Origin of the sequence: Stenotrophomonas sp. SKA14 (genome assembly GCF_000158575.1) — a bacterium.
GTDB lineage: Bacteria > Pseudomonadota > Gammaproteobacteria > Xanthomonadales > Xanthomonadaceae > Stenotrophomonas > Stenotrophomonas forensis.
Genome location: NZ_DS999412.1, coordinates 3,435,211 through 3,456,156 on the forward strand (window position 1 = coordinate 3,435,211; position 20,946 = coordinate 3,456,156).

The following is a 20,946-nucleotide window of genomic DNA, read 5'->3' on the forward strand; positions in this document are numbered from 1 at the left end:
CATGTCCCGAACCGTCTTCTGCCAGTACGAACAACGCGATGCCGAGGGCCTGGACTTCGTGCCCTACCCCGGCGAACTGGGCCAGCGCATCTTCAACAACATCGGCAAGCAGGCCTGGGCGGCGTGGCTGGCGCACCAGACCATGCTGATCAACGAAAACCGCCTTTCGCCCCGCACGCCGGAGCACCGCGCGTTCCTGGAAGGCGAACTGGTCAAGTTCCTGTTCGAAAGGGACGCGGAGAAGCCGGCCGGCTTCACCCCGGAAGCCTGATACACCGGTAGTGCCGGCCGCTGGCCGGCAACACGGCATCTGCCCGAAGCCGGCCAGCGGCCGGCACTACCCCGCTATTTCTTCGTGTCTTCCTCGCGCTCCTGCACCTGGGCCTGGCGCAGCTCCTGCTCGGACGCACGCAACGCCTTCACGTCCAGCTTGCGGATGCTCTTGATGAAGCACGGCATGCGTGGGCCGCCCGTGGGGTCGCGCACCAGCACCTTGTCGAAGCGCGTCGAAACGCGATTCATCTGGCTGGTCAGGCCGATGGCGGTGGCAAAGGTCAGGTCCTGACAGGGGCCGTTCAACTCCAGCAGATAGGCTTCGCTGGGGCGGGTCCATACCGCCAGCGCGCTGTCTCCCAGTTCGGTCCAGCCATTGAGGCTGCCGAAGAACTGCATGTCGTTCTGCGGCGCACCGGCATGCGCACGGTACAGGTCCAGCTTCTCGGCGCTGCTGAGCCGGCCGGTGGTCGCACAGGCGGCCAGAGCCAGGCAGAGGCCGGCCATCAGGATCGGGGTCTTCATGGCGATCTCCTCGGGGTACTGTCGCCATCATGCGCCTGCCAGGGTGGGGTTCGCGCGACGACCGCGAGCCCCATTCAGGCGCCGGTCGGCGGTCGACCAAGATCGACCTCTACCAAAGCAGGCCCAAGGCTCCGGAATCCGGTAGTCGCCAACCTTGGTTGGCGCTTGCCCCGCAGCAGCAGCCGACCAGGGTCGGCTTCCACCCAAGCGGGACCAGCGCCTCAGACGTCAGCGTGGGCCAATGCGTGCAGCCGCCCTTCACGCAGTTCCAGCACCCGATCGAGACGACGCGCCAGGCTGCGGTCGTGGGTGACCAGCACCAGGCTGGTGTGGCGCGCACGGTTGAGTTCAAGCATCAGGTCGAACACGGTGCCGGCGGTGCGGTCATCCAGGTTGCCGGTCGGCTCGTCGCCAAGCACGCAGGCCGGATGGTTGACCAGTGCGCGCGCCACCGCGGCACGCTGGCGTTCGCCACCGGACAGCTCGCCCGGCTTGTGGTCCAGGCGATGGCCGAGGCCGACCGCTTCCAGCAGCGCCGTTGCCCGGCTGGACGCCTCGGCAACGGCGGTACCGGCCAGCAGCACCGGCATCATCACGTTCTCCAGCGCGGTGAATTCCGGCAGCAGGTGATGGAACTGGTAGACAAAGCCCAGCGCTTGGTTGCGCAGCAGGCCGCGCGCAGTATCCGACAGCGCCGACATGCGTTGGCCGGTCACATAGACCTCGCCAGCGGTCGGAACATCCAAGCCGCCCAGCAGGTGCAGCAGCGTGCTCTTGCCGGCGCCGGACGCACCGATGATCGCCACCGTCTCGCCGGCGGTCACGGTCAGGTCCAGGCCATCGAACACCGGGGTCTGCATGCGCCCTTCGGCGTAGGTCTTGCCCAGTGCTTCGGCGCGGATCACTTCATCGCCGCGGTTGAAGACCTTATTCATAGCGCAGGGCCTCCGCCGGCTGGGTGCGTGCTGCCCGCCAGGCGGGATACAGGGTGGCCAGGAAGCTCATCAGCAGCGCGACCACGGTGATCGCCACCACGTCGCCGGTCTGCATGTCGGTCGGCAGGCCGGTGATGTAGTACACGTCCTCAGGCATCAGCTTGACGTTGAACACCGCCTCGATGGCACCGAGGATGCGTTCCAGGTTGAGGGTCAGGGTGATGCCACCGATCAGCCCGGCCAGGGTGCCGAAGATGCCGATCAGCGAACCCTGCACCATGAACACCTGCATCACCCCACCCGGGGTCAGGCCGAGGGTGCGCAGGATCGCGATATCGGCCTGCTTGTCGGTGACCAGCATCACCTGCGAGGACACCAGGTTGAACGCACCCATCGCGATGATCAGCGACAGCAGGATGCCCATCACCACCTTCTCCATGCGCAGCGAGTGGTAGAGGTTGGCGTTCTGCTGGGTCCAGTCACTCACGCGGTAGGCGCCGCCGAGGCTCTGCGCCAGGTCCACGCCCACCTCCAGCGAGCGGTCCATGTCGTGCAGTTTCAGCCGCACGCCGGTGGCGCCGTCGCTGCGCAGCACGCGCTCCAGGTCCTGCATGTTGGCGAAGCCGACGCCACGGTCGACCTCGTTGTAGCCGGCCTCGAAGATACCGCTGACGGTGAAGCGTTTCATCCGCGGCACTGCGCCGGCAGGCGTGCCCTGCACTTCGGCGAAGGTCACCAGCACCTGGTCGCCGACGTCCACGCCCAGCCAGATCGCCAGCTCCTTGCCCAGCAGCAGGTTGAAGCTGCCCGGCTTGAGGCTGTCGTAGCTGCCCTTGGTGACCTTCTTGTCGATCACCGACACCTTCGGCTCCAGCGCCGGATCAATGCCCTGGATGATCGCACCCTGTACGCGCGGGCCGCTGATCATCGACTGGATCTCGATGTACGGCGCGGCGCCGGCCACGCGCGGATCCTTGCTGGCGATGTCGACCACACGCATCCAGTCCGGCATCGGCTCGCCATCGCGGCTGATGGTGGTATGCGCGGTCATCTGCAGCAGGCGGCTGCGGATTTCCTTCTGGAAACCGCTCATGACCGCCAAGGTGGTGATCAGCACCGTAACGCCGAGCGCAATGCCCAGGATCGATGCCATCGAGATGAAGGAGATGAAGCCGTTGCGGCGCTTGGCGCGCAGATAGCGCAGGCCGATCGCCACGGGGATGGGTTTGAACATGCAGGCACGCCAGTCAATTCAGCTTATGGTGCCATCGTACGCGGCCGACGGGAAACGGCACGTGCGGCCACGGCCAGTCGCAGTTCACGTCGCTGCCCGGAATCGAGCACATCCGGCCAGAACAACAGGTGCCGACGGCGTCGGCCCTCACACCAGGACAACAACAGCCAGGCACCACGCACCACCAGCCGTGGCCCCTCGATGTCCTGCCCGGCCACCTGCAGCGGCTCGGGAAGCGGCGGCAGCCGCACCCGCAGGCGCGGCCTGCGCAGCCGCCAGGCCAGCTCGGCCAGGCCAACGCCCCAGGCCAGCAGCACGGCGGGCATCAGCAGGCGTGGCGGCAGCTCCGAGGCGCGCAGCAGCCAGGGCGCGGCCAGCAGCACCGCCAGCTGGGCGGCGGCCTGCAGCCGCGAGGGACGCCACTCAAGGCTTGAGGGCGAGGATTTTCTGCATGAGAGGGATCGCGTGCGCATGCGGGCAGGCCTCATAGCCCATGAACCAGCGCCACAACTTATCGTCCTCGCAATCGAGCAGGAACAGGAAAACCTCGCGCTCTTCGGTCGGCGCAGTGCTCCATTCGTGGTCCAGGTAACGGCCGAACAACTGGTCCAGTTCGCGCATGCCGCGGCGGCAGCGCCAGCGCAGCTTCTTCAGCAGAACATCTTCTTCCATCGTGCTTCTCCAGATACAGCAAAGCCACGCATGGCGTGGCTCTGCTGGGGTCATGCAACTACCCGGCGCCGTATCAGGCGCGGCGTTCCATCATCAGCTTCTTGATCTCGGCGATCGCCAGCGCCGGGTTCAGGCCCTTCGGGCAGGTCCGGGCACAGTTCATGATGGTGTGGCAGCGGTACAGCTTGAACGGATCTTCCAGATCGTCCAGGCGCGCACCGGTGTCCTCATCGCGCGAGTCGATGATCCAGCGGTAGGCCTGCAGCAGGATCGCCGGGCCAAGGTAACGCTCACCGTTCCACCAGTAGCTCGGGCAGCTGGTCGAGCAGCAGGCGCACAGGATGCACTCGTAGAGGCCGTCCAGCTTCTTGCGGTCTTCCGGCGACTGCAGGCGCTCACGGTCCGGCGGCGCCGGGGTCTGCGTGCGGATCCACGGCTTGATCGAGGCGTACTGCGCGTAGAAGTGGGTCAGGTCCGGAACCAGATCCTTGACCACGTTCATGTGCGGCAGCGGGTAGATCGGCACTTCCTTCTTGCCGCAGTCCGAGATGGCTCGGGTGCAGGCCAGGGTGTTGGTGCCATCGATGTTCATCGCGCACGAACCACAGATACCTTCGCGGCAGGAGCGGCGGAAGGTCAGGGTCGGGTCGATCTCGTTCTTGATCTTGATCAGGGCGTCCAGGACCATCGGGCCACAGGCGTCCAGATCGACTTCATAGGTATCGGTGCGCGGGTTGCTGTCGTCGTCCGGACTCCAGCGGTAGATCTTGAAGGTGCGCACGTTCTTGCCGCCGTTCTTGACGGGGAAGTGCTTGCCCTTCGTGATCTTGGAATTCTTGGGGAGTGAAAACTCGGCCATGGCTGCTCTCGTTGGCTCAGGCGGCCCGCGCCCGTGGGCGCGGATTGCATGGTAGGCGGGGTCGGATCAGTACACGCGCGGCTTCGGCGGCACCACGGACACGTCGTCGGTCAACGTGTACATGTGCACCGGACGGTAGTCGAAGCTGCACTTGCCCTTCTCGTCGACGCTGACCAGGGTGTGCTTCTGCCAGTTGACGTCGTCGCGGTCCGGGAAGTCCTCGTGCGCATGCGCGCCGCGGCTTTCCTTGCGCTGTTCGGCCGAGTTGATCGTCGCCACCGCGTTGAGCAGCAGGTTGTTCAGCTCGTAGGTCTCGATCAGGTCCGAGTTCCACACCAGCGAACGGTCGGAGACCTTCACGTCCTGGAACGAGTCGAAGATCTTGTCCATCTTCTCGCAGCCTTCCTTCAGCGTCTGGCTGGTGCGGAAGACGGCCGCGTCGGCCTGCATGGTGCGCTGCATGCGATCGCGGATGACCGAGGTCGGGGTATCGCCGTTGGCGTGGCGCAGCTTGTCCAGCAGGCCCAGTGCCTTGTCGCAGGCATCAGACGCCAGCGGCTTGTGCGATGCGCCCGGCTTGATGGTCTCGGCGCAGCGGTTGGCCACCGCACGACCGAACACCACCAGGTCCAGCAGCGAGTTCGAACCCAGGCGGTTGGCACCGTGCACGGACACGCAGGCCGCTTCGCCGATGGCGTACAGGCCCGGCACCACCGCATCGGGGTTGTCGCCGACCTTGCGCACGACTTCGCCGTGGTAGTTGGTCGGGATGCCGCCCATGTTGTAGTGCACGGTCGGGATCACCGGGATCGGCTGCTTGTGCACGTCGACGCCGGCGAAGATGCGAGCGCTCTCGGCAATACCCGGCAGCTTCTCGTCGATCACGCCCGGGCCGAGGTGGGTCAGGTCGAGCAGGATGTGGTCCTTGTGCTCGCCGACGCCGCGGCCTTCGCGGATCTCGATGGTCATCGAACGGCTGACCACGTCGCGCGAGGCCAGATCCTTGTAGTGCGGTGCGTAACGCTCCATGAAGCGCTCGCCGCTGCTGTTGCGCAGGATGCCGCCTTCACCGCGGACACCCTCGGTGATCAGGCAGCCGGCGCCGTAGATGCCGGTCGGGTGGAACTGCACGAACTCCATGTCCTGCATGGCGATGCCGGCACGCATGGCCAGGCCGCCACCGTCGCCGGTGCAGGTGTGCGCCGAGGTGGCGCTGAAGTAGGCACGGCCGTAACCGCCGGTGGCCAGCACCACGCCCTGGGCGCGGAACAGGTGCAGGGTGCCGTCGGACATGTCCAGGGCCAGCACACCGCGGCAGGCGCCTTCGTCATCGAAGATCAGGTCGAGCGCGAAGTACTCGATCATGAAGCGCGCGTCGTGCTTCAGCGACTGCTGGTACAGGGTGTGCAGCATCGCGTGGCCGGTACGGTCGGCCGCCGCACAGGTACGCTGCGCCGCCGGGCCTTCGCCGTACTTGGTGGTCATGCCACCGAACGGACGCTGGTAGATCTTGCCTTCGGCGGTGCGCGAGAACGGCACGCCGTAGTGTTCGAGCTCGATGATGGCCGGGATGGCCTCACGGCACATGTATTCGATGGCGTCCTGGTCGCCCAGCCAGTCCGAACCCTTGATGGTGTCGAAGAAGTGGTAGCGCCAGTCGTCCTCGCCCATGTTGGCGAGTGCGGCCGAGATACCGCCCTGGGCGGCAACGGTGTGCGAACGGGTCGGGAAGACCTTGGTCAGGCACACGGTCTGCAGGCCCTTGGCGGCCAGGCCGAACGTGGCGCGCAGGCCGGCGCCGCCGGCGCCGACCACGACCATGTCGTACTTGTGTTCGGTGATCTTGTAAGCGGACATCTAATCTGGATTCCTGTGTTGGTGCCTGGGCTCAGGCAACGCCGAGGGCGATGCGGCCCACCGCAAACACACTGACGATCATGCCGAGCACGGCGACGAACTTCACCGCGGTCTGCAGCACCAGGGCCAGCAGCGATTCGTGGATGTAATCTTCCAGCACGACCTGCATGCCGAGCTGCGCGTGCCAGAACATGGCGATCAGCAGGCCGATCAGCGGCACGGCATTCCACGGCTTGGCCACGGCGGCGGCGGCGGTCGCGTAGTCCGAGCCCAGCAGGCTCAGCACGAAGACCAGGAACCAGATGCCCAGCACCACCAGGGCGGCGGCGGTCAGGCGCTGGTGCACGAAGTGTTCGGTGCCGGTCTTGGCCGAGCCGAGGCCGCGCACGCTCTTCAACGGGGTACGGAACCTGCTCACGCGGCACCTCCGAACATCACATAGGCCCACACCAGCAGGGTGATCACCAGGCTGCCGGTGACCGACAGCCAGCTGCTGCGGATGAAGGCGGGAATGCTGAAGCCGATGGCGAAGTCCTGCACCACATGGCGGATGCCATTGCACAGGTGGTAGGCGAACGACCATGTCCACGCGAACAGGAACACGCGGCCATACCAGGCCCCGGCATGGCCGGTGAAGCAGTTCCAGGACTCGGGCCCCATCATCAGGGCCAGCAGGCCCGCGGCGATGATGAGGGCACCAACAGACAGAAAGACGCCAGTGGCTCGATGCAGGATCGAGGTGGCCATCTGAATCTGCCAGCGATACACCTGAAGGTGCGGGGAAAGTGGGCGTTGTCTGGTCGCCATTCGCTGGGCTCGTTGTCTCGGCTGGGCGGCACACGGCCGCGTTGGCTCAATGCTGATCAGAAATCGATGCAGCGTCCGTTTTTCTCCCAATCGCCGTACCGCACCGGATCAAGTCCGCCGCGGCCGCCGAATTCCTCTGCTTTTTCCTGTTCCACGGGCACGGGTGCCGCGGGGACCAGCGGGGCTTCAGATTCGTCGTCGGGAGTGGGGGTTGTTTGGCCTATCATGTTCGGTCTCGCAACGCACAAATTTTAGACCTCGTTCACGTGCCTGACAACCTGCCCCCTGCTTTCGTCGGATATCCGCGCCTGCCCGGCCACCCGCTGCTGAGCCTGCAGGGTGCGGATGCGGTCGTTTTCGCCCACGCCCAGTTCAGCAGCGACGTGACTGCCCTGCCCCTGCTTCATTGGCAGTGGAGTGCCTGGCTGAGCGCCAAGGGCCGCACCCTGGCGGTGTTCCAGCTGCTGCGGCTGGCCGAGGACCACGTGCTGCTGGTGCTGGCCGACGGCGATGCCGATGCGATTGCGTCGCAACTGCAGCGCTTCGTGTTCCGCCGCAAGGTGAAGGTGCTGGTGCGCAGCGACCTGGCGGTGGCCGGCGCCTTCACCGCGCCCGAGGCCGCCAGTGGCGCCGCGATTGCGCACGCCGCAGGTGACGGCTGGGAACTGGACCTGGGCAGCGATGCCCTGCCGCGCACCCTGCGCATCGGCGCAGCCGACGCCTTCGCCGCCGGCAGCGAGGCCGATGAGGCGGCCTTCGCCCTGGCCTGGCGCCAGGCCGACCTGCGCTACGGCCTGCCCCGGCTTGAGGAAAGCCAGCGCGAGGTGTGGACTCCGCAGCAACTGGGGCTGGATCGCCTGAACGGCTACAGCGTGAAGAAGGGTTGCTACCCGGGCCAGGAGATCGTCGCCCGCACCCACTTCCTCGGCAAGGCCAAGCGCGCGGTGCAGCTGCTGCATACCGCGATGCCGGCGCAGGCCGGTGATGGCGTGCAGCAGGACGGCGCGGCGCTGGGCACGATCGCCAGCGTGGCCGGCGACCTGGCGCTGGCGGTGTTGCCGTTGGAGGCCAGTGACGCCGATCTGCAGGTCGGCGGTGCCGTCGCGCAGCGCATGCCATTGCTGGACGGATTGGCGCGCTGAATCCACCCGACGCTTCGGTGGGTGCGGACCGTTGGTCCGCACGCCTTCGGCGAATGAATGGTAGTGCCGGCCGCTGGCCGGCAACCAAGCCTGGTTGAGGTTGCCGGCCAGCGGCCGGCACTACCCGTTACAGGCGCTCGCCGGTTTCCGGATTGAAGAAATGCAGGCCCTGCGGGTGGATCGCCACGCGGATCTGCTCACCCACCGCCGGCAGCGCCTGCGGCGCCACGCGCATGGTCAGCGCATGCTGGCCACTGCTCAGGTTGACGAAGATCTCGTTACCGACCGGTTCGATGCCTTCGATGCGCGCGTTGAACGCATGCGCATCGTCGGCGGTCGCCGGCTGCAGGTGCTCCGGGCGCACGCCCACCGCGATCGGCTTCTGCAGCCACGCCGGATCGATCGTGGCCTGACCCAGCGGCGCGCGCCATTCGCCATCAACCACGGTCACGCCACCGGCGTCGCCCTGCAGCGTGCCACGCAGCACGTTCATCGCCGGGCTGCCAAGGAAGCCGGCCACGAACAGATTGGCCGGGCGGTCGTACAGCGCCATCGGTGTGTCGATCTGCTGGATGACGCCATCTTTCAGCACCACGATGCGCTGGCCCAGGGTCATCGCTTCGACCTGGTCATGTGTCACGTAGATCATGGTGGTGCCCAGCTTGCGGTGCAGCTGCGCGATCTCGGTGCGCACACTGTGGCGCAGCTTGGCATCCAGGTTCGACAGCGGCTCGTCGAGCAGGAACACCGCCGGCTCACGCACCAGCGCGCGGCCCAGCGCAACACGCTGGCGCTGGCCGCCGGACATCGCCTTGGGCAGCTTGTCCATCATCTCGGTCAGGCCAAGCGTCTGCGCTGCCTCGGCGATGCGCTTGTCGATCGTGGCCTTGTCATGGCCGCGCAGCTTCAGGCCGAAGGCCAGGTTCTCGGCCACGGTCATGTGCGGGTACAGCGCGTAGCTCTGGAACACCATCGCGATGTCGCGATCCTTCGGCGCCACGTCGTTGACCACGCGATCGCCGATGGTCAGCGTGCCGCCGCTGATCTCTTCCAGCCCAGCCACCATCCGCAGCAGGGTCGACTTGCCACAGCCGGACGGGCCGACCAGCACCATCAGCTCGCCGTCGGCGACCTCGAAGCTGGCGTCCTTCACCGCGACCTGGCCGTTGTCATAGACCTTGCGCACACCCTGCAACTGCACTTTTGCCATATCACCTAATCCGGTCCGCCCGAAGCCGGGCTGTCTTTTGGGACTGCCTCGGCCCTCCCGATGGCAGTGATGATTGCGCGCCCGCCGCATGGCGGCGAGCACTGCAATCGAATACAGTTGCCCATTCTGCCATGTAAACGTTTTCACGTGGCACTATCCGATGATCGGTGCGCACCGATCTGCGTCGGCGATTGAACGAAGGTTCCGCCGAGGTAGTGGTTTCGATTGGAACGGTCTTCCGGAGCCTCGGAAAGCCCGCCCGACGAACCTCGGACAGGCAGTTGCGCGGATGTCCCCCGAACCCAGCCATGAAGCGATTGACAACGATGTCACCCGGATCTGAAACTCGAGCGATGCACGACACCCTCTTCCTGTTCGGTGCCACAGGTGATCTGGCCCAGCGCTACCTGTTCCCTTCGCTGCTTCGCCTGCTTGGCGACGGCCTGCTGCCGGAGGACTTCCGCATCCGCGCACTGGCCCTGTCCGGGCATGACACCGAAGCCTTCCATGACATCCTGCGGCCACGCCTGCAGCAGGCCATGCCGATGGCTACGCAGGACGACATCGCCGGGCTGCTGCGCCGCATCGACTACCGCTCGGTGGACCTGCGCGACGTCGATTCGGTGGCCGCCGCGGTCGCCGACCTGGTGCACCGCAAGTGCGTCAGCTACCTGGCCATCCCGCCGGGCCTGTACATCTCCACCTGCGAAGGCCTGGCCAAGGGCGGCGCCCTCGCCGCGCCGGCACGGCTGATGCTGGAGAAGCCGATCGGCAGCGACAGCGAAAGCGCTGAAGAGATCATCTCCACCATCGGCCAGTGGATCGACGAGGACCGCGTGTTCCGCCTCGACCACTACCTGGGCAAGGCGGCGGTGCAGAACCTGATCGCGCTGCGCTTCGGCAACACGCTGCTGGAAGCGGTGTGGAACCGCAACTACATCGAATCGGTGCACATCCTGGTCGCCGAAAGCGAAGGCGTGGATGGCCGCGACGCCTACTACGCCCGTTCCGGTGCGCTGCGTGACATGGTCCAGAGCCACATCCTGCAGCTGCTGTGCATGGTGGCGATGGAGCCGCCGGCCTCGCTGGAAGCCGACCGCATCCGCGACGAGAAGGTCAAGGTGCTGCGCGCCCTGCGCCCGCTCGATGCCAAGCACGCCGCGCGTGACAGCATCCGTGGCCGCTACACCGCCGGCACCATCAACGGCCAGCCGGCCCAGGCCTACCAGCCGCCGGAAGGCAGCGACGTGGAAACCTTCGCCGGCGTCACCGCGCATATCGACAACTGGCGCTGGAGCGGCGTGCCGTTCCACCTGGTCACCGGCAAGCGCCTGCCCGAGCGCACCACCCGCGTGGTGGTCACGCTGAAGCCGGTCACCCACTGGCTGTTCGAGCGCCCGCAGCGTGCGCAGGCCGCGCCGAACCGCCTGGTGTTCCAGCTGCAGCCGCAGGAAAACATCGAACTCGGCCTGATGAGCAGCCTGGCCGGCCCGGAATGGGGCGCGCTGGAACTGCATCCGCTGGAACTGGAACTATCGGTGCCGACCGGCCTGCACCGCCGCATCGCCTACGAACGCCTGTTCCTGGATGCCTTCAACGGCAACCACACGCTGTTCGTGCGCGACGACGAAGTCCGCGCGGCCTGGGCCTGGATCGACAGCGTCGCCGATGCCTGGAAGGAAGCCAGGCTGCCGCTGGAACCCTACCCCGCCGGCCAGTGGGGCCCGGGCAACGCAACGGAGTTCCTGCCGCAGGGCGTGGATGCGCCGGACAGCGGAGCCTCGGCATGAGTGTCGGCTCGCAGCCGGTGCTGGTCGCCGACATCGGGGGCACCAATGCCCGTTTCGCACTGGCCGATACCTCGCTGGACGCGCCGCTGCTGAAGGACAGCATCCGCGAATACGCGGTGGCGGAGTTCCCGTCACTGGGTGACGCCGCACGTCATCACCTCGAACAGATCGGTGCCAGCGCGGCCCGTGGCGTGTTCGCGGTGGCGGGCCGTGTCGACGGTGACGAGGCTCGCATCACCAATCACCCGTGGGTGATCTCGCGCAGCCGCACCGCGGCGATGCTCGGCTTCGACGAACTGCACCTGATCAACGACTTCGCCGCACAGGCGATGGCGATCTCGCTGCTGCAGCCAGAAGACGTGATCCAGGTTGGCGGCGCGGCATGGGTACCGGGCAAACCCGGACAGCCGCGCAACTACGCGGTGATCGGACCCGGCACCGGACTCGGCGTCGGCGGCCTGATCCTGCGCCATGGCCGCTGCTATCCGCTGGAAACCGAAGGCGGCCATGTCAGTTTCCCGCCGGGAACGCCGGAAGAGATCCGCATCCTGGAGATCCTGTCCGAGCAGTTCGGGCGCGTCTCCAACGAACGACTGATCTGCGGCCCCGGCCTGGTCAACATCCATCGCGCCGTGTGCGAGATGGCCGGCATCGATCCGGGCCAGCTGCAGCCGGTGGACGTGACCGCCCGTGCGCTGCATGACGATCCGCAGGCGATGCGCACCGTGGACGTGTTCTGCGCCGTGTTCGGCGCCATCGCCGGTGACCTGGTGCTGACCCAGGGCGCCTGGGACGGCGTGTTCCTGACCGGCGGCCTGACCCCGAAGATGCTCGATTCGCTGCAGCACTCCGGGTTCCGCCAGCGCTTCGAACACAAGGGCCGGTTCTCTTCGATCATGGCGCGGGTGCCCTCGCTGGCGGTGATGCATCCCCACGCCGGGCTGCTGGGCGCCGCCGCCTATGCCGCCGACGCCGAACGTGACGCACCAGGAGTTGCCGCATGAGCCCCACCTTCCACGACGACCGCATCGAGTTCATCCAGCACGGCGACGCCGATGGCTGGATCGAGGCGGTCGCTGCCGAGATGGCACAGACCCTCAACCACGACATCAATGAAGTGGGCCGTGCCCGCATCCTGCTGTCTGGCGGCACCACGCCGGCGCCGGTCTACCAGGCACTGGCCGAGCTGGACGTGCACTGGGACCGCGTCGAAGTCAGCCTGGCCGACGAACGCTGGCTGTCGCCGCAGGATCGCGACAGCAACGCCTGGCTTGTGCGCGAGCACCTGCTGAAGCGTGCCGAGGGTGCACATTTCGACCCGTTGGTGCGTGTCGGCAAGCCGCTGCCGGAATGCGTGTACACCGCCAACCTGCAGGCCCAGCACAGCCAGCCGCCGAGCCTGGTGGCACTGGGCATGGGCAATGACGGCCACACCGCCTCGTTGTTCCCCGGCTCGAAGGATCTGGCCCGCGCGCTGGAAAGCACCCTGCCCTACGCCGCGCTCGATGCCACCGGCTGTCCCGGTGCGAACCAGTGGCCGCTGCGTATCACCCTCACTCCACATGGCCTGCGCCAGTGCCGCCAGCGCCTGCTGCTGCTGCGCGGCAAGCAGAAGCTGCAGGTGCTGCGCCAGGCGCTGGACAGCAACAACGCCCAGCAGTATCCGATCCTCAACGCGATCAACCTGGACGGCGCGCGCCTGCGCGTCCACTGGGCTGATTGAAGTCGGTGGCGGCGCACTGCCGCCGCTTGCCTCTCGCCACCACGAACGCCGGTAGCCAATGAGCCTCCATCCGCAACTGCATGCCATCACTGAGCGCGTCATCCGCCGCAGCGCCGCCTCGCGCGCCGCCTACCTGGCCGCGATCGACGCCGCCCTGCGCGATGGCCCGTTCCGCAGCCGCCTGAGCTGCGGCAACCTCGCCCATGGCTTCGCCGCCTGCGGCGGTACCGACAAGAGCCGACTGCGCGGCGGCGTGACGCCGAACCTCGGCATCATCACCGCCTACAACGACATGCTGTCGGCGCACCAGCCGTTCGAGACGTATCCCGAACAGATCCGACAGATCGCCCGCGAGCTGGGCGCTACCGCACAGGTGGCCGGTGCGGTGCCGGCGATGTGTGACGGCGTGACCCAGGGCCGTGGCGGCATGGAACTGTCGCTGTTCTCGCGCGATGTGATCGCCCAGGCGACGGCCGTCGGCCTCAGCCATGACATGTTCGACACCACGATCCACCTCGGCGTGTGCGACAAGATCGTGCCGGGCCTGCTGATCGGTGCGCTGGCCTTCGGTCACCTGCCGGCCGTGTTCGTGCCGGCCGGCCCGATGACGCCGGGTATTCCGAACAAGCAGAAGGCCGAAGTGCGCGAGCGCTACGCCGCCGGTGAAGCCACCCGCGAGGAGCTGCTGGAGGCCGAGTCCGCCTCGTACCATGGCGCCGGCACCTGCACCTTCTATGGCACCGCCAATTCCAACCAGGTGTTGCTGGAAGCCATGGGCGTACAGCTGCCGGGTGCGTCGTTCGTCAACCCGGACACCGCCCTGCGCGATGCACTGACCCGCGAAGCCACCGAGCGCGCACTGGACATCACCGCGCTGGGCGACGATTTCCGTCCGCTCGGCCGGATCATCGACGAGCGCGCGATCATCAACGCGGTCATCGCCCTGATGGCCACGGGCGGCTCGACCAACCACACCATTCACTGGATCGCAGTGGCGCGCGCCGCCGGCATCGTACTGACCTGGGACGATTTCGACGAACTCTCGCAGCTGATTCCGCTGCTGGCCCGCGTGTATCCGAACGGCGAAGCCGACGTGAACCGCTTCGCCGCCGCCGGTGGCCCGGCATTCGTGTTCGGCGAACTGATCAAGGCCGGCCTGATGCACGGCGACCTGGTCAGCGTGGCGCGTGGCGGCATGGCTGACTACGCCCGCGAGCCGCAGCTGCGCGAGGGCAAGCTGGTCTACCTGCCGGGCCTGGAGCGCAGCGCCGATGAAGAAGTGGTGCGCGGCGTCGACAACCCGTTCGAACGCCAGGGTGGCCTGCGCCTGCTGCGCGGCAACCTGGGCAAGTCACTGATCAAGCTGTCGGCGGTGAAGCCGCAGTACCGCAGCATCGAGGCACCGGCGGTAGTGGTCGATGCGCCGCAGGTGCTGAACAAGCTGCACGCCGGCGGCCTGCTGCCCGAGCATTTCGTGGCGGTGGTGCGCTACCAGGGCCCGCGTGCCAATGGCATGCCGGAACTGCATTCGCTGGCGCCGCTGCTGGGCCTACTGCAGAACCAGGGCCGGCGCGTGGCGCTGGTCACCGACGGTCGCCTGTCCGGTGCCTCGGGCAAGATTCCGGCGGCCATCCACGTGACCCCGGAAGCGGCGCGTGGTGGCCCGCTGGCGAAGGTCCGCGAGGGCGACATGATCCGCCTGGATGGTGAAGCCGGCACGCTGGAAGTGCTGGTGGACGCCGCCGAGTGGGCGGCGCGGCCGTTGGCGCCGAACACGGCTCCGGCGGCGCATGACCTGGGCCGCAATCTGTTTGCGATCAACCGTCGTGTGGTGGGCCCGGCCGACCAGGGCGCGATTTCGATTTCGTGCGGACCAGCAGCGGCTGATGGTGGGCCGTGGGATTACGACGCGGAGTATGAGCTGGGGCACGATGCGGCGGCCGCGGCGGCGCCGCATGAGGCGAAGGACGCCTGAGGGTTGAAGGCGTTGCGGGTTTGTTGCGGCGGTGAGTTTGCTGGCTGAGGGCGCGGTCAGCCCCAGCCGGGACACGCCGTAAACCCATCCATGGGGGCTCGGTCGCGGCATCCATGCCGCTCACGGTCCCGGCTGGGGCTGACCGCGCCCTCCTGACACTCTCCGGCGCATCAATGCCGCGAAGTGGTCACTGAAAATCAAATTCAAAAGCAGAAGCAAGGGCAGAAGCAGAGCTATGGGTATCGAACAACATCAGGTGAAGGCGGCGGAGCTGTTGCAGGCGGCGGGCATCCTGCCGGTGGTGACGATTCATACGCTGGACCAGGCGCGTGCGGTCAGTGCGGCGCTGCTGGAAGGGGGCTTGCCGGCGATCGAGCTGACCCTGCGTACGCCGGTGGCGATGGAAGCGCTGGCGATGCTCAAGCGCGAACTGCCGGACGTGGTGGTGGGCGCAGGCACGGTGCTGACCGTGCAGCAGATGCAGCAGTCCATCGATGCGGGTGCGGATTTCCTGGTGACCCCGGGTACGCCGCCGGCACTGGCCGATGCGCTGGCCGCCGCCCCGCTGCCGGTGGTGCCGGGTGCGGCGACGCCAACCGAGCTGCTGTCGCTGTACGCGCGCGGCTTCCGCGTGTGCAAGCTGTTCCCGGCCACCGCCGTGGGCGGGCTGGCGATGATCAAGGGCCTGGCCGGCCCGGTCGCCGATCTCAAGCTGTGCCCGACCGGTGGAATCACCGAAAATACCGCCGCCGAATACCTCGAGCAGAAGAACGTGGTCTGCATCGGTGGTTCGTGGATGGTACCGGGCAACTGGATCGCCGACGGCGAATGGGACAAGGTCCGCGCCAGCGCCGCCGACGCGGCGAAGATCATCAAGCGCGTGCGCGGTCACTGACGCACCACGCGGTCAGAGCCCTTTCCCACCGGGAAAGGGATCCGACCCCGGGCGACGAGCGCGCAAAGCGTGCGACCCGCTCCTGCTCTTCCTTCTTCATTCCGCGGTGGACGCGCACGGAACCTGTCCGTGGCCCTGCGGAGGGATTGCGCAGGGGCGTAAGCGCCATGGATGGCGCGCCCGAGCCTCCAGGGATGGATTCACGGCGTCCCCTGCGCAATCCCTCCGCAGGGCCAACCCCACGAATCCTGCCGCACACCGCGAGGGGCTCAGCCGTTGGCCGAAACCCTCACAACGGCCGTGCCGGATCCACCAGCCCGTACTGGCTCGCCATGCGCGCCAGCGCGATGTTGTCGTGGATTCCCATCTTCTCGAACAAGCGCGCCTTGTGCGTGTTCACCGTCTTCGCGCTCAAGCTCAGGCGCCGCGCGATGTCTTCCTGGCGCAGGCCCTGGGTCAGCAGCAGCGCCACTTCCAGTTCACGCGGCGACAGGCTGTCGAACGGCGAACCGTTGCCCTCCACCGTCGACAGCGCCAGGTTCTGCGAGATGCTGGTGCCCAGGTAGCGACGACCGGCCGCCACGTCGCGCACCGCACGCAACAGCTCCTGCGCGTCGCAGCCCTTGCCGATGTAGCCGGCGGCACCGGCTTCAAGCAGGCGCTTCGGCAGCGGACCGTCCTCCAGCACCGACACGATCACCACGCGGGTATTGCGGTGGCTGCGGACGATGCGCTCGGTCACTTCCATGCCACTGACACCGGGCAGGTGCAGATCGCACAGCACCACGTCCGGCAGCAGCTGGCGCACTTCACGCAGCGCGTCTTCGCCGGTCTCGGCTTCGCCCACCACCTCGATGTCGGTTTCCCCCGACAGAATCATCTTCATCCCGGTGCGGACCAGTGCGTGGTCATCCACCAGGTAGACTCGAATCGTCATTCACGTACCTCTTCGAATGCGGCCATTGCAGGTCAAGCTAGGCAGGGTGCCGTAACCCTGCAAGCGCGTTCGTAATGCGGCAATGGCAATCTGCCTTGCGCATCACAGTACCGCGCCTGGTGCTTGCCCCCTGTCTTGCAGAACCTGCTGCAACGAAACAACTGATCTATCACGTAGACGTCCCCGAAGGGTCATCCACGTCAAACCCCCTGTGATGATGCTTCGCTGGCCTTCGCTGGCGGCGAGCCGTGACGTCGCCATGGGTGCCGGCGACTGAACATGACCAGATAGCACCCTACCACCCAAACCAGCGCGGCACACCATCCGGCCAGGATATCGGAGGGGTAATGCACCCCCAGATAGACCCGGGACACGCTGACCAGCAGGCTGAACGCCGGGGCCAGCACCAGCACCGGCCAGCGCCAGCGGGTGTTCCAGGCCAGCAATACCAGGGTCACCGCCAGGGTCATCGACCCCATCGCGTGACCACTGGGAAAACTGAACGTCGATTCCGGCGCGATCGATTCCCACAGGCTGGGGCGCTGGCGCTGGAAGAAATGCTTGCTGCCCATGTTCAGCAGCGCCGAGCCGACGAAGCTGACGGCGACGAAGGTGGCCTCGCGCCAGCGCCGGTAGCCCAGCAGCACGCCGATGATCAGCACATCGGCCGGAATCAGGAACCATTCGTAGCCCAGCCTGGAAATGAGCACGAAGAAGCGGTCCAGCAGCGGCGAATGCAGGCCATGCATCTGCCACAGCAGGGGTGCGTCGAAATGGAACGATTCAAACTCGTGCACTTCATCGGCCAAGGCGACGAAGCCGGCCAATGGCAACAGGACGCCACCGAACAGCAGCAGCAGGCGCCAGGCGTTGCGCGCCATCCAGTGGCGGAAACCGGAGGCCGACTCCGGTGCAGCGAGGATCGCAGGCTTATCCGGCGCTTCGGACATAGTTGTGTTCGACGTAATCGTCGATCAGGGCGACGAACTCCTGGGCGATGTTGTCGCCGCGCAGGGTGACCTTCTTCTCTCCATCGACGAAGACCGGTGCCGCCGGCGTCTCACCGGTACCCGGCAGGGAGATGCCGATGTTGGCGTGGCGCGACTCTCCAGGCCCATTGACGATGCAGCCCATCACCGCCAGGGTCATGTTCTCCGCCCCCGGGTGGTGGATCTTCCACAGCGGCATCTTCTCGCGCACGTGGTTCTGCACCACCTTGGCCAGTTCCTGGAAGAATTCGGACGTGGTGCGACCGCAGCCCGGGCAGGCCGTGACCAGCGGGGTGAAGGCGCGCTGGCCGGTGGTCTGCAGCAGTTCCTGGGCGACGATCACTTCCTGCGTACGCGACTGGCCCGGTTCCGGGGTCAGCGAAATGCGGATGGTGTCACCGATCCCTTCCTGCAGCAGCACGCTGAGCGCGGCCGACGACGCGACGATGCCCTTGCTGCCGATGCCGGCCTCGGTCAGGCCCAGGTGCAGGGCGAAGTCGGAACGCTGGGCCAGGTCGCGGTACACCGCGATCAGCTCCTGCACGCCACTGACCTTGGCCGACAATACGATGCGATCGCGCGGCAGGCCGAGCTCCACCGCCTGCTCGGCCGAATCCAGCGCCGAACGGATCAGTGCCTCGCGCAGCACGCGGCCGGCATCCCAGGGCTGTTCGCGCAGGTTGTTCTCGTCCATCAGCTTCGCCGCCAGGGCTTGGTCCAGCGAGCCCCAGTTGGCGCCGATGCGCACCGGCTTGTTGTAGCGGATCGCAAACTCGATCAGCTGGGCGAATTGCAGGTCCTTCTTCTTGCCGAAGCCGACGTTGCCCGGGTTGATACGGTACTTGGCCAGTGCTTCGGCACAGGCCGGCTCGGCGGTCAGCAGCTGGTGGCCGTTGTAATGGAAGTCACCGATCAGCGGCACATCGATGCCCATCATCGCCAGCTTGTCGACGATGCGCGGAATCGCCGCAGCGGCTTCAACGGTGTTGACGGTCAACCGCACCATTTCCGAACCGGCACGCCACAGCTCGGCCACCTGCTTCACGCTGGAGGCCACGTCGGCAGTGTCGGTGTTGGTCATCGACTGCACCACCACTGGCTTGCCTCCGCCTACGGTGACCCCGCCGATCTGCACGGCATGGGTCTGGCGGCGCGGCCAGGAGGTGGCATCGGAGGGAGGAGTCGGGCGGGTGACGGCGTCGTGCATGGGCGCATTCTACCGCCCGCCCCTGCATTCCGGGTGACTCGCATTCAGCCGGCGGCACGGCTGCGGCCTATTGTCGCAGGCACCGGCGCCCGCGAACGCATACGATGGGCATGAATGACCGGTCCCGACGCTCCGTTTCTCCGTACCCTGTGCAGCCTGCGCTGGCTTGCCGTGGGCGGCCAGGCCGCAACCATCCTGGTGGCCACCTGGGTGCTGGGCCTGCCGTTGCCGCAGCTGCCGTTATGGGCCGGTGTGGCGGTGCTGGCCCTGTTCAACGTCTACACCCAGCTGCGCCCGGAAGCGGCCGATACCGCGCCCCTCACCGCTTTCGGCCACATCCTGGTGGACGTGATCATCCTGACATGGATGGTGGGCTGGAGCGGCGGCATGGCCAACCCGTTCAGCTCGCTGTTCCTGATCCTGATCGCATTGGCCGCATTCGCCCTGCCCCTGCGCTGGGCGCTGGCGGTCGCACTGGCTTGCCTGCTCGGCTACGCCAGCAGCGGCATCTTCGGGCAACCGCTGCCGGACGGCTATTTCCGCGCACAGGACCTCAACCGCTGGGGCGTGGTCGCCAACTTCCTGATCTCCGCCGCCGTGGTGCTGGCGTTCTCGACCCGGCTGGCATTGGCACTGCGCCAGCGCGAGCTGGAGCTGTCGGCGCTGCGCGAGCGCTTCGCGCGCAACGAAGGCATCGTCGCGCTGGCCACCCATGCCGCCTCGGTGGCGCATGAACTGAACACGCCGCTGGCGACGATGACCCTGCTCGCCGACGACGTCGCCGAGCGCAGCGAAGAGCCGGAAGTGCGCGAGGACATGGAAACCCTGCGCGAGCTGCTGGTGCAGTGCCGGGAGCGCGTGCTGGCGCTGGCTGCTCCGGCCTCGGCCGATGCACCGGGCCGCAGCCACTCCAGCGCCCAGCAGGTGCTGGAGCAATGGCGCCTGGTGCGGCCGACCATCGACCTGCACCGCAACGACGATGCGCCGCTGCGGCTGCCACTCGACCCGGGCGTGGGCCATCTGCTGATGGTCCTGCTCAACAACGCCGCCGATGCCGGCGAACAGGCCGGCCGGCCGCGCGTGGACCTGGACCTGCGCATCGAAGGCGACGACCTGATCGGCGAAGTCCGCGACTACGGCCATGGCTTCGACGCCCGTGCCGCCGTGCTGCCGGGCAAGCTGTTCGGCAGCAGCAAGAGCGAGGGCATGGGCGTCGGCCTGGCCCTGTCCCATGCCACCATCGAACGCCTCGACGGCGAGATGTGGATGCGCCCGGCCCAGGGGGCCGGCAGCCGCGTCGGCTTCCGCCTGCCGCTGGCCCCACGCGAGGACACCCCATGAGCCTTCACCATTCCACCCTGGGCCTGCTGGTCGACGACGACGAGCTGTACCTGCGTACCCTGCAGCGCAGCCTGGCCCGCAAGGGGCTTGAAACGCAGACCGCACAGGATGCCGCCAGCGCGCTGGCACTGGCCCGCCAGCATCCGCCAGCGTTCGCGCTGATCGACCTGAAGCTGGGCAGCGATTCGGGCCTGGCCCTGATCCAGCCGCTGCGTGCCCTGCGTGCCGACATGAGGATCCTGCTGGTGACCGGCTACGCCAGCATCGCCACCGCGGTGGAAGCCATCAAGCTCGGTGCCGACGACTACCTGCCCAAGCCGGCGACCGTACCGATGATCCTGCGTGCATTGGGCGAGGAAGACGACGGCCCGGCCGACGATGGCGAAATGGAAGTGCCCGACGCGATGACGCCGATCAGCCGCCTGCAGTGGGAACACATCCAGCAGGCGATGCACGAGACCGGTGGCAACGTGTCCGCGGCAGCACGCCTGCTCGGCATGCACCGGCGCTCGCTGCAGCGCAAGCTGGCCAAGCGGCCAAGCCCGGAACGCGACCCGACCCGTTGACCGCCGCGG

23 protein-coding genes are annotated in these 20,946 nt (G+C 67.1%); 9 read left to right on the forward strand and 14 right to left on the reverse strand.

The genetic code is table 11. The annotated features are described in order from the left end of the window. Position 1 precedes the first annotated feature (1 nt). Positions 2-271, forward strand: coding sequence for an oxidative damage protection protein (locus SSKA14_RS15390; RefSeq protein WP_008268317.1), 270 nt, complete (start codon positions 2-4; stop codon positions 269-271). Positions 272-345: 74 nt separating this feature from the next. Here SSKA14_RS15390 and SSKA14_RS15395 read toward each other — a convergent pair whose 3' ends face one another. The 10 genes from SSKA14_RS15395 to SSKA14_RS24310 all read right to left on the reverse strand — a co-directional run bounded on the left by SSKA14_RS15395 (position 346) and on the right by SSKA14_RS24310 (position 7,389). Then, entirely contained in the window at positions 346-798 is a 453-nt protein-coding gene (locus tag SSKA14_RS15395; RefSeq protein WP_008265452.1) for a DUF6491 family protein, read from the reverse strand. Positions 799-1,019: 221 nt separating this feature from the next. Beyond that, a complete protein-coding gene (gene lolD / locus SSKA14_RS15400; protein WP_006433035.1) occupies positions 1,020-1,733 on the reverse strand; it encodes a lipoprotein-releasing ABC transporter ATP-binding protein LolD in 714 nt (237 codons plus the stop codon). Next, entirely contained in the window at positions 1,726-2,967 is a 1,242-nt protein-coding gene (locus SSKA14_RS15405) for a lipoprotein-releasing ABC transporter permease subunit (protein WP_006433034.1), read from the reverse strand. Before SSKA14_RS15405 ends, lolD begins: the two co-directional genes overlap by 8 nt. A 23-nt stretch (positions 2,968-2,990) precedes the next feature. Then, complete coding sequence (locus SSKA14_RS15410) at positions 2,991-3,440, reverse strand: hypothetical protein (protein ID WP_040008018.1); 450 nt, start codon at positions 3,438-3,440, stop codon at positions 2,991-2,993. Continuing rightward, a complete protein-coding gene (locus tag SSKA14_RS15415; RefSeq protein ID WP_005409080.1) occupies positions 3,391-3,639 on the reverse strand; it encodes a succinate dehydrogenase assembly factor 2 in 249 nt (82 codons plus the stop codon). Before SSKA14_RS15415 ends, SSKA14_RS15410 begins: the two co-directional genes overlap by 50 nt. Before the next feature lie 73 nt (positions 3,640-3,712). Further along, complete coding sequence (locus tag SSKA14_RS15420; protein WP_005409079.1) at positions 3,713-4,498, reverse strand: succinate dehydrogenase iron-sulfur subunit; 786 nt, start codon at positions 4,496-4,498, stop codon at positions 3,713-3,715. 66 nt (positions 4,499-4,564) lie between these two features. Then, the gene (gene sdhA, locus SSKA14_RS15425) at positions 4,565-6,355 is read right to left on the reverse strand and encodes a succinate dehydrogenase flavoprotein subunit (RefSeq protein WP_008268193.1); all 1,791 of its coding nucleotides are present in this window, start codon (positions 6,353-6,355) and stop codon (positions 4,565-4,567) included. Between the two features lie 31 nt (positions 6,356-6,386). Continuing rightward, positions 6,387-6,773, reverse strand: a complete 387-nt coding sequence (gene sdhD, locus SSKA14_RS15430) for a succinate dehydrogenase, hydrophobic membrane anchor protein (RefSeq protein WP_006432981.1) — start codon at positions 6,771-6,773, stop codon at positions 6,387-6,389. Further along, positions 6,770-7,162 (reverse strand): succinate dehydrogenase, cytochrome b556 subunit, encoded by a 393-nt coding sequence (gene sdhC / locus SSKA14_RS15435; RefSeq protein WP_005409076.1) that lies wholly within the window; start codon positions 7,160-7,162, stop codon positions 6,770-6,772. The genes sdhD and sdhC overlap by 4 nt, the downstream gene beginning before the upstream one ends. 56 nt (positions 7,163-7,218) lie before the next feature. After that, positions 7,219-7,389: a DUF1674 domain-containing protein gene (locus tag SSKA14_RS24310; protein ID WP_005409075.1), complete on the reverse strand. Its 171-nt coding sequence runs from the start codon at positions 7,387-7,389 to the stop codon at positions 7,219-7,221. 39 nt (positions 7,390-7,428) lie between these two features. Here SSKA14_RS24310 and SSKA14_RS15440 point away from each other — a divergent pair, with 39 nt between their 5' ends. Beyond that, positions 7,429-8,304, forward strand: coding sequence for a folate-binding protein YgfZ (locus tag SSKA14_RS15440; protein ID WP_008265950.1), 876 nt, complete (start codon positions 7,429-7,431; stop codon positions 8,302-8,304). 127 nt (positions 8,305-8,431) lie between these two features. Here SSKA14_RS15440 and ugpC read toward each other — a convergent pair whose 3' ends face one another. After that, positions 8,432-9,514 carry a sn-glycerol-3-phosphate ABC transporter ATP-binding protein UgpC gene (ugpC, locus tag SSKA14_RS15445; protein ID WP_008267117.1) on the reverse strand — a complete coding sequence of 361 codons (1,083 nt, stop codon included), beginning with the start codon at positions 9,512-9,514 and terminating at the stop codon, positions 8,432-8,434. 353 nt (positions 9,515-9,867) lie between these two features. On the opposite strand from ugpC, the gene zwf reads away from it, so the two are divergent. The 5 genes from zwf (at position 9,868) to eda (ending at position 15,897) form a co-directional block, all read left to right on the forward strand. Further along, positions 9,868-11,304, forward strand: a complete 1,437-nt coding sequence (zwf, locus tag SSKA14_RS15450) for a glucose-6-phosphate dehydrogenase (protein WP_008264947.1) — start codon at positions 9,868-9,870, stop codon at positions 11,302-11,304. Further along, positions 11,301-12,308 (forward strand): glucokinase, encoded by a 1,008-nt coding sequence (gene glk, locus SSKA14_RS15455; protein WP_008268268.1) that lies wholly within the window; start codon positions 11,301-11,303, stop codon positions 12,306-12,308. Before zwf ends, glk begins: the two co-directional genes overlap by 4 nt. Then, positions 12,305-13,027 (forward strand): 6-phosphogluconolactonase, encoded by a 723-nt coding sequence (gene pgl / locus SSKA14_RS15460; RefSeq protein ID WP_008268421.1) that lies wholly within the window; start codon positions 12,305-12,307, stop codon positions 13,025-13,027. The genes glk and pgl overlap by 4 nt, the downstream gene beginning before the upstream one ends. Positions 13,028-13,085: 58 nt before the next feature. Continuing rightward, positions 13,086-15,002 (forward strand): phosphogluconate dehydratase, encoded by a 1,917-nt coding sequence (gene edd, locus SSKA14_RS15465; RefSeq protein ID WP_008265277.1) that lies wholly within the window; start codon positions 13,086-13,088, stop codon positions 15,000-15,002. 235 nt (positions 15,003-15,237) lie between these two features. Beyond that, positions 15,238-15,897, forward strand: a complete 660-nt coding sequence (gene eda, locus SSKA14_RS15470; protein WP_008265926.1) for a bifunctional 4-hydroxy-2-oxoglutarate aldolase/2-dehydro-3-deoxy-phosphogluconate aldolase — start codon at positions 15,238-15,240, stop codon at positions 15,895-15,897. 289 nt (positions 15,898-16,186) lie between these two features. Here eda and SSKA14_RS15475 read toward each other — a convergent pair whose 3' ends face one another. The 3 genes from SSKA14_RS15475 to ispG form a co-directional block, all read right to left on the reverse strand. Beyond that, positions 16,187-16,834: a response regulator gene (locus SSKA14_RS15475; protein WP_008268352.1), complete on the reverse strand. Its 648-nt coding sequence runs from the start codon at positions 16,832-16,834 to the stop codon at positions 16,187-16,189. A 200-nt stretch (positions 16,835-17,034) separates the two neighbouring features. After that, on the reverse strand, positions 17,035-17,784 hold the full coding sequence (locus tag SSKA14_RS15480) for a phosphatase PAP2 family protein (RefSeq protein ID WP_008268304.1): 750 nt from the start codon (positions 17,782-17,784) through the stop codon (positions 17,035-17,037). Next, a complete protein-coding gene (ispG, locus tag SSKA14_RS15485) occupies positions 17,765-19,030 on the reverse strand; it encodes a flavodoxin-dependent (E)-4-hydroxy-3-methylbut-2-enyl-diphosphate synthase (protein WP_040008026.1) in 1,266 nt (421 codons plus the stop codon). Before ispG ends, SSKA14_RS15480 begins: the two co-directional genes overlap by 20 nt. A gap of 114 nt (positions 19,031-19,144) precedes the next feature. Between ispG and SSKA14_RS15490 the strand changes: the two genes are divergently transcribed. Continuing rightward, entirely contained in the window at positions 19,145-20,371 is a 1,227-nt protein-coding gene (locus tag SSKA14_RS15490) for an ATP-binding protein (RefSeq protein ID WP_040008029.1), read from the forward strand. Then, positions 20,368-20,937 (forward strand): response regulator transcription factor, encoded by a 570-nt coding sequence (locus SSKA14_RS15495; protein WP_008265983.1) that lies wholly within the window; start codon positions 20,368-20,370, stop codon positions 20,935-20,937. Before SSKA14_RS15490 ends, SSKA14_RS15495 begins: the two co-directional genes overlap by 4 nt. Positions 20,938-20,946: the final 9 nt, after the last annotated feature.

What these genes read in the sequence shown, in the direction of transcription:
- SSKA14_RS15390 (WP_008268317.1), top strand. Translation starts at nt 2, where the DNA reads ATGTCCCGAACCGTCTTCTGCCAGTACGAACAACGCGATGCCGAGGGC.
- SSKA14_RS15395 (WP_008265452.1), bottom strand. Translation starts at nt 798, where the DNA reads ATGAAGACCCCGATCCTGATGGCCGGCCTCTGCCTGGCTCTGGCCGCC.
- lolD (WP_006433035.1), bottom strand. Translation starts at nt 1,733, where the DNA reads ATGAATAAGGTCTTCAACCGCGGCGATGAAGTGATCCGCGCCGAAGCA.
- SSKA14_RS15405 (WP_006433034.1), bottom strand. Translation starts at nt 2,967, where the DNA reads ATGTTCAAACCCATCCCCGTGGCGATCGGCCTGCGCTATCTGCGCGCC.
- SSKA14_RS15410 (WP_040008018.1), bottom strand. Translation starts at nt 3,440, where the DNA reads ATGCGCACGCGATCCCTCTCATGCAGAAAATCCTCGCCCTCAAGCCTT.
- SSKA14_RS15415 (WP_005409080.1), bottom strand. Translation starts at nt 3,639, where the DNA reads ATGGAAGAAGATGTTCTGCTGAAGAAGCTGCGCTGGCGCTGCCGCCGC.
- SSKA14_RS15420 (WP_005409079.1), bottom strand. Translation starts at nt 4,498, where the DNA reads ATGGCCGAGTTTTCACTCCCCAAGAATTCCAAGATCACGAAGGGCAAG.
- sdhA (WP_008268193.1), bottom strand. Translation starts at nt 6,355, where the DNA reads ATGTCCGCTTACAAGATCACCGAACACAAGTACGACATGGTCGTGGTC.
- sdhC (WP_005409076.1), bottom strand. Translation starts at nt 7,162, where the DNA reads ATGGCGACCAGACAACGCCCACTTTCCCCGCACCTTCAGGTGTATCGC.
- SSKA14_RS24310 (WP_005409075.1), bottom strand. Translation starts at nt 7,389, where the DNA reads ATGATAGGCCAAACAACCCCCACTCCCGACGACGAATCTGAAGCCCCG.
- ugpC (WP_008267117.1), bottom strand. Translation starts at nt 9,514, where the DNA reads ATGGCAAAAGTGCAGTTGCAGGGTGTGCGCAAGGTCTATGACAACGGC.
- zwf (WP_008264947.1), top strand. Translation starts at nt 9,868, where the DNA reads ATGCACGACACCCTCTTCCTGTTCGGTGCCACAGGTGATCTGGCCCAG.
- glk (WP_008268268.1), top strand. Translation starts at nt 11,301, where the DNA reads ATGAGTGTCGGCTCGCAGCCGGTGCTGGTCGCCGACATCGGGGGCACC.
- pgl (WP_008268421.1), top strand. Translation starts at nt 12,305, where the DNA reads ATGAGCCCCACCTTCCACGACGACCGCATCGAGTTCATCCAGCACGGC.
- edd (WP_008265277.1), top strand. Translation starts at nt 13,086, where the DNA reads ATGAGCCTCCATCCGCAACTGCATGCCATCACTGAGCGCGTCATCCGC.
- eda (WP_008265926.1), top strand. Translation starts at nt 15,238, where the DNA reads ATGGGTATCGAACAACATCAGGTGAAGGCGGCGGAGCTGTTGCAGGCG.
- SSKA14_RS15475 (WP_008268352.1), bottom strand. Translation starts at nt 16,834, where the DNA reads ATGACGATTCGAGTCTACCTGGTGGATGACCACGCACTGGTCCGCACC.
- SSKA14_RS15480 (WP_008268304.1), bottom strand. Translation starts at nt 17,784, where the DNA reads ATGTCCGAAGCGCCGGATAAGCCTGCGATCCTCGCTGCACCGGAGTCG.
- ispG (WP_040008026.1), bottom strand. Translation starts at nt 19,030, where the DNA reads ATGCACGACGCCGTCACCCGCCCGACTCCTCCCTCCGATGCCACCTCC.
- SSKA14_RS15490 (WP_040008029.1), top strand. Translation starts at nt 19,145, where the DNA reads ATGACCGGTCCCGACGCTCCGTTTCTCCGTACCCTGTGCAGCCTGCGC.
- SSKA14_RS15495 (WP_008265983.1), top strand. Translation starts at nt 20,368, where the DNA reads ATGAGCCTTCACCATTCCACCCTGGGCCTGCTGGTCGACGACGACGAG.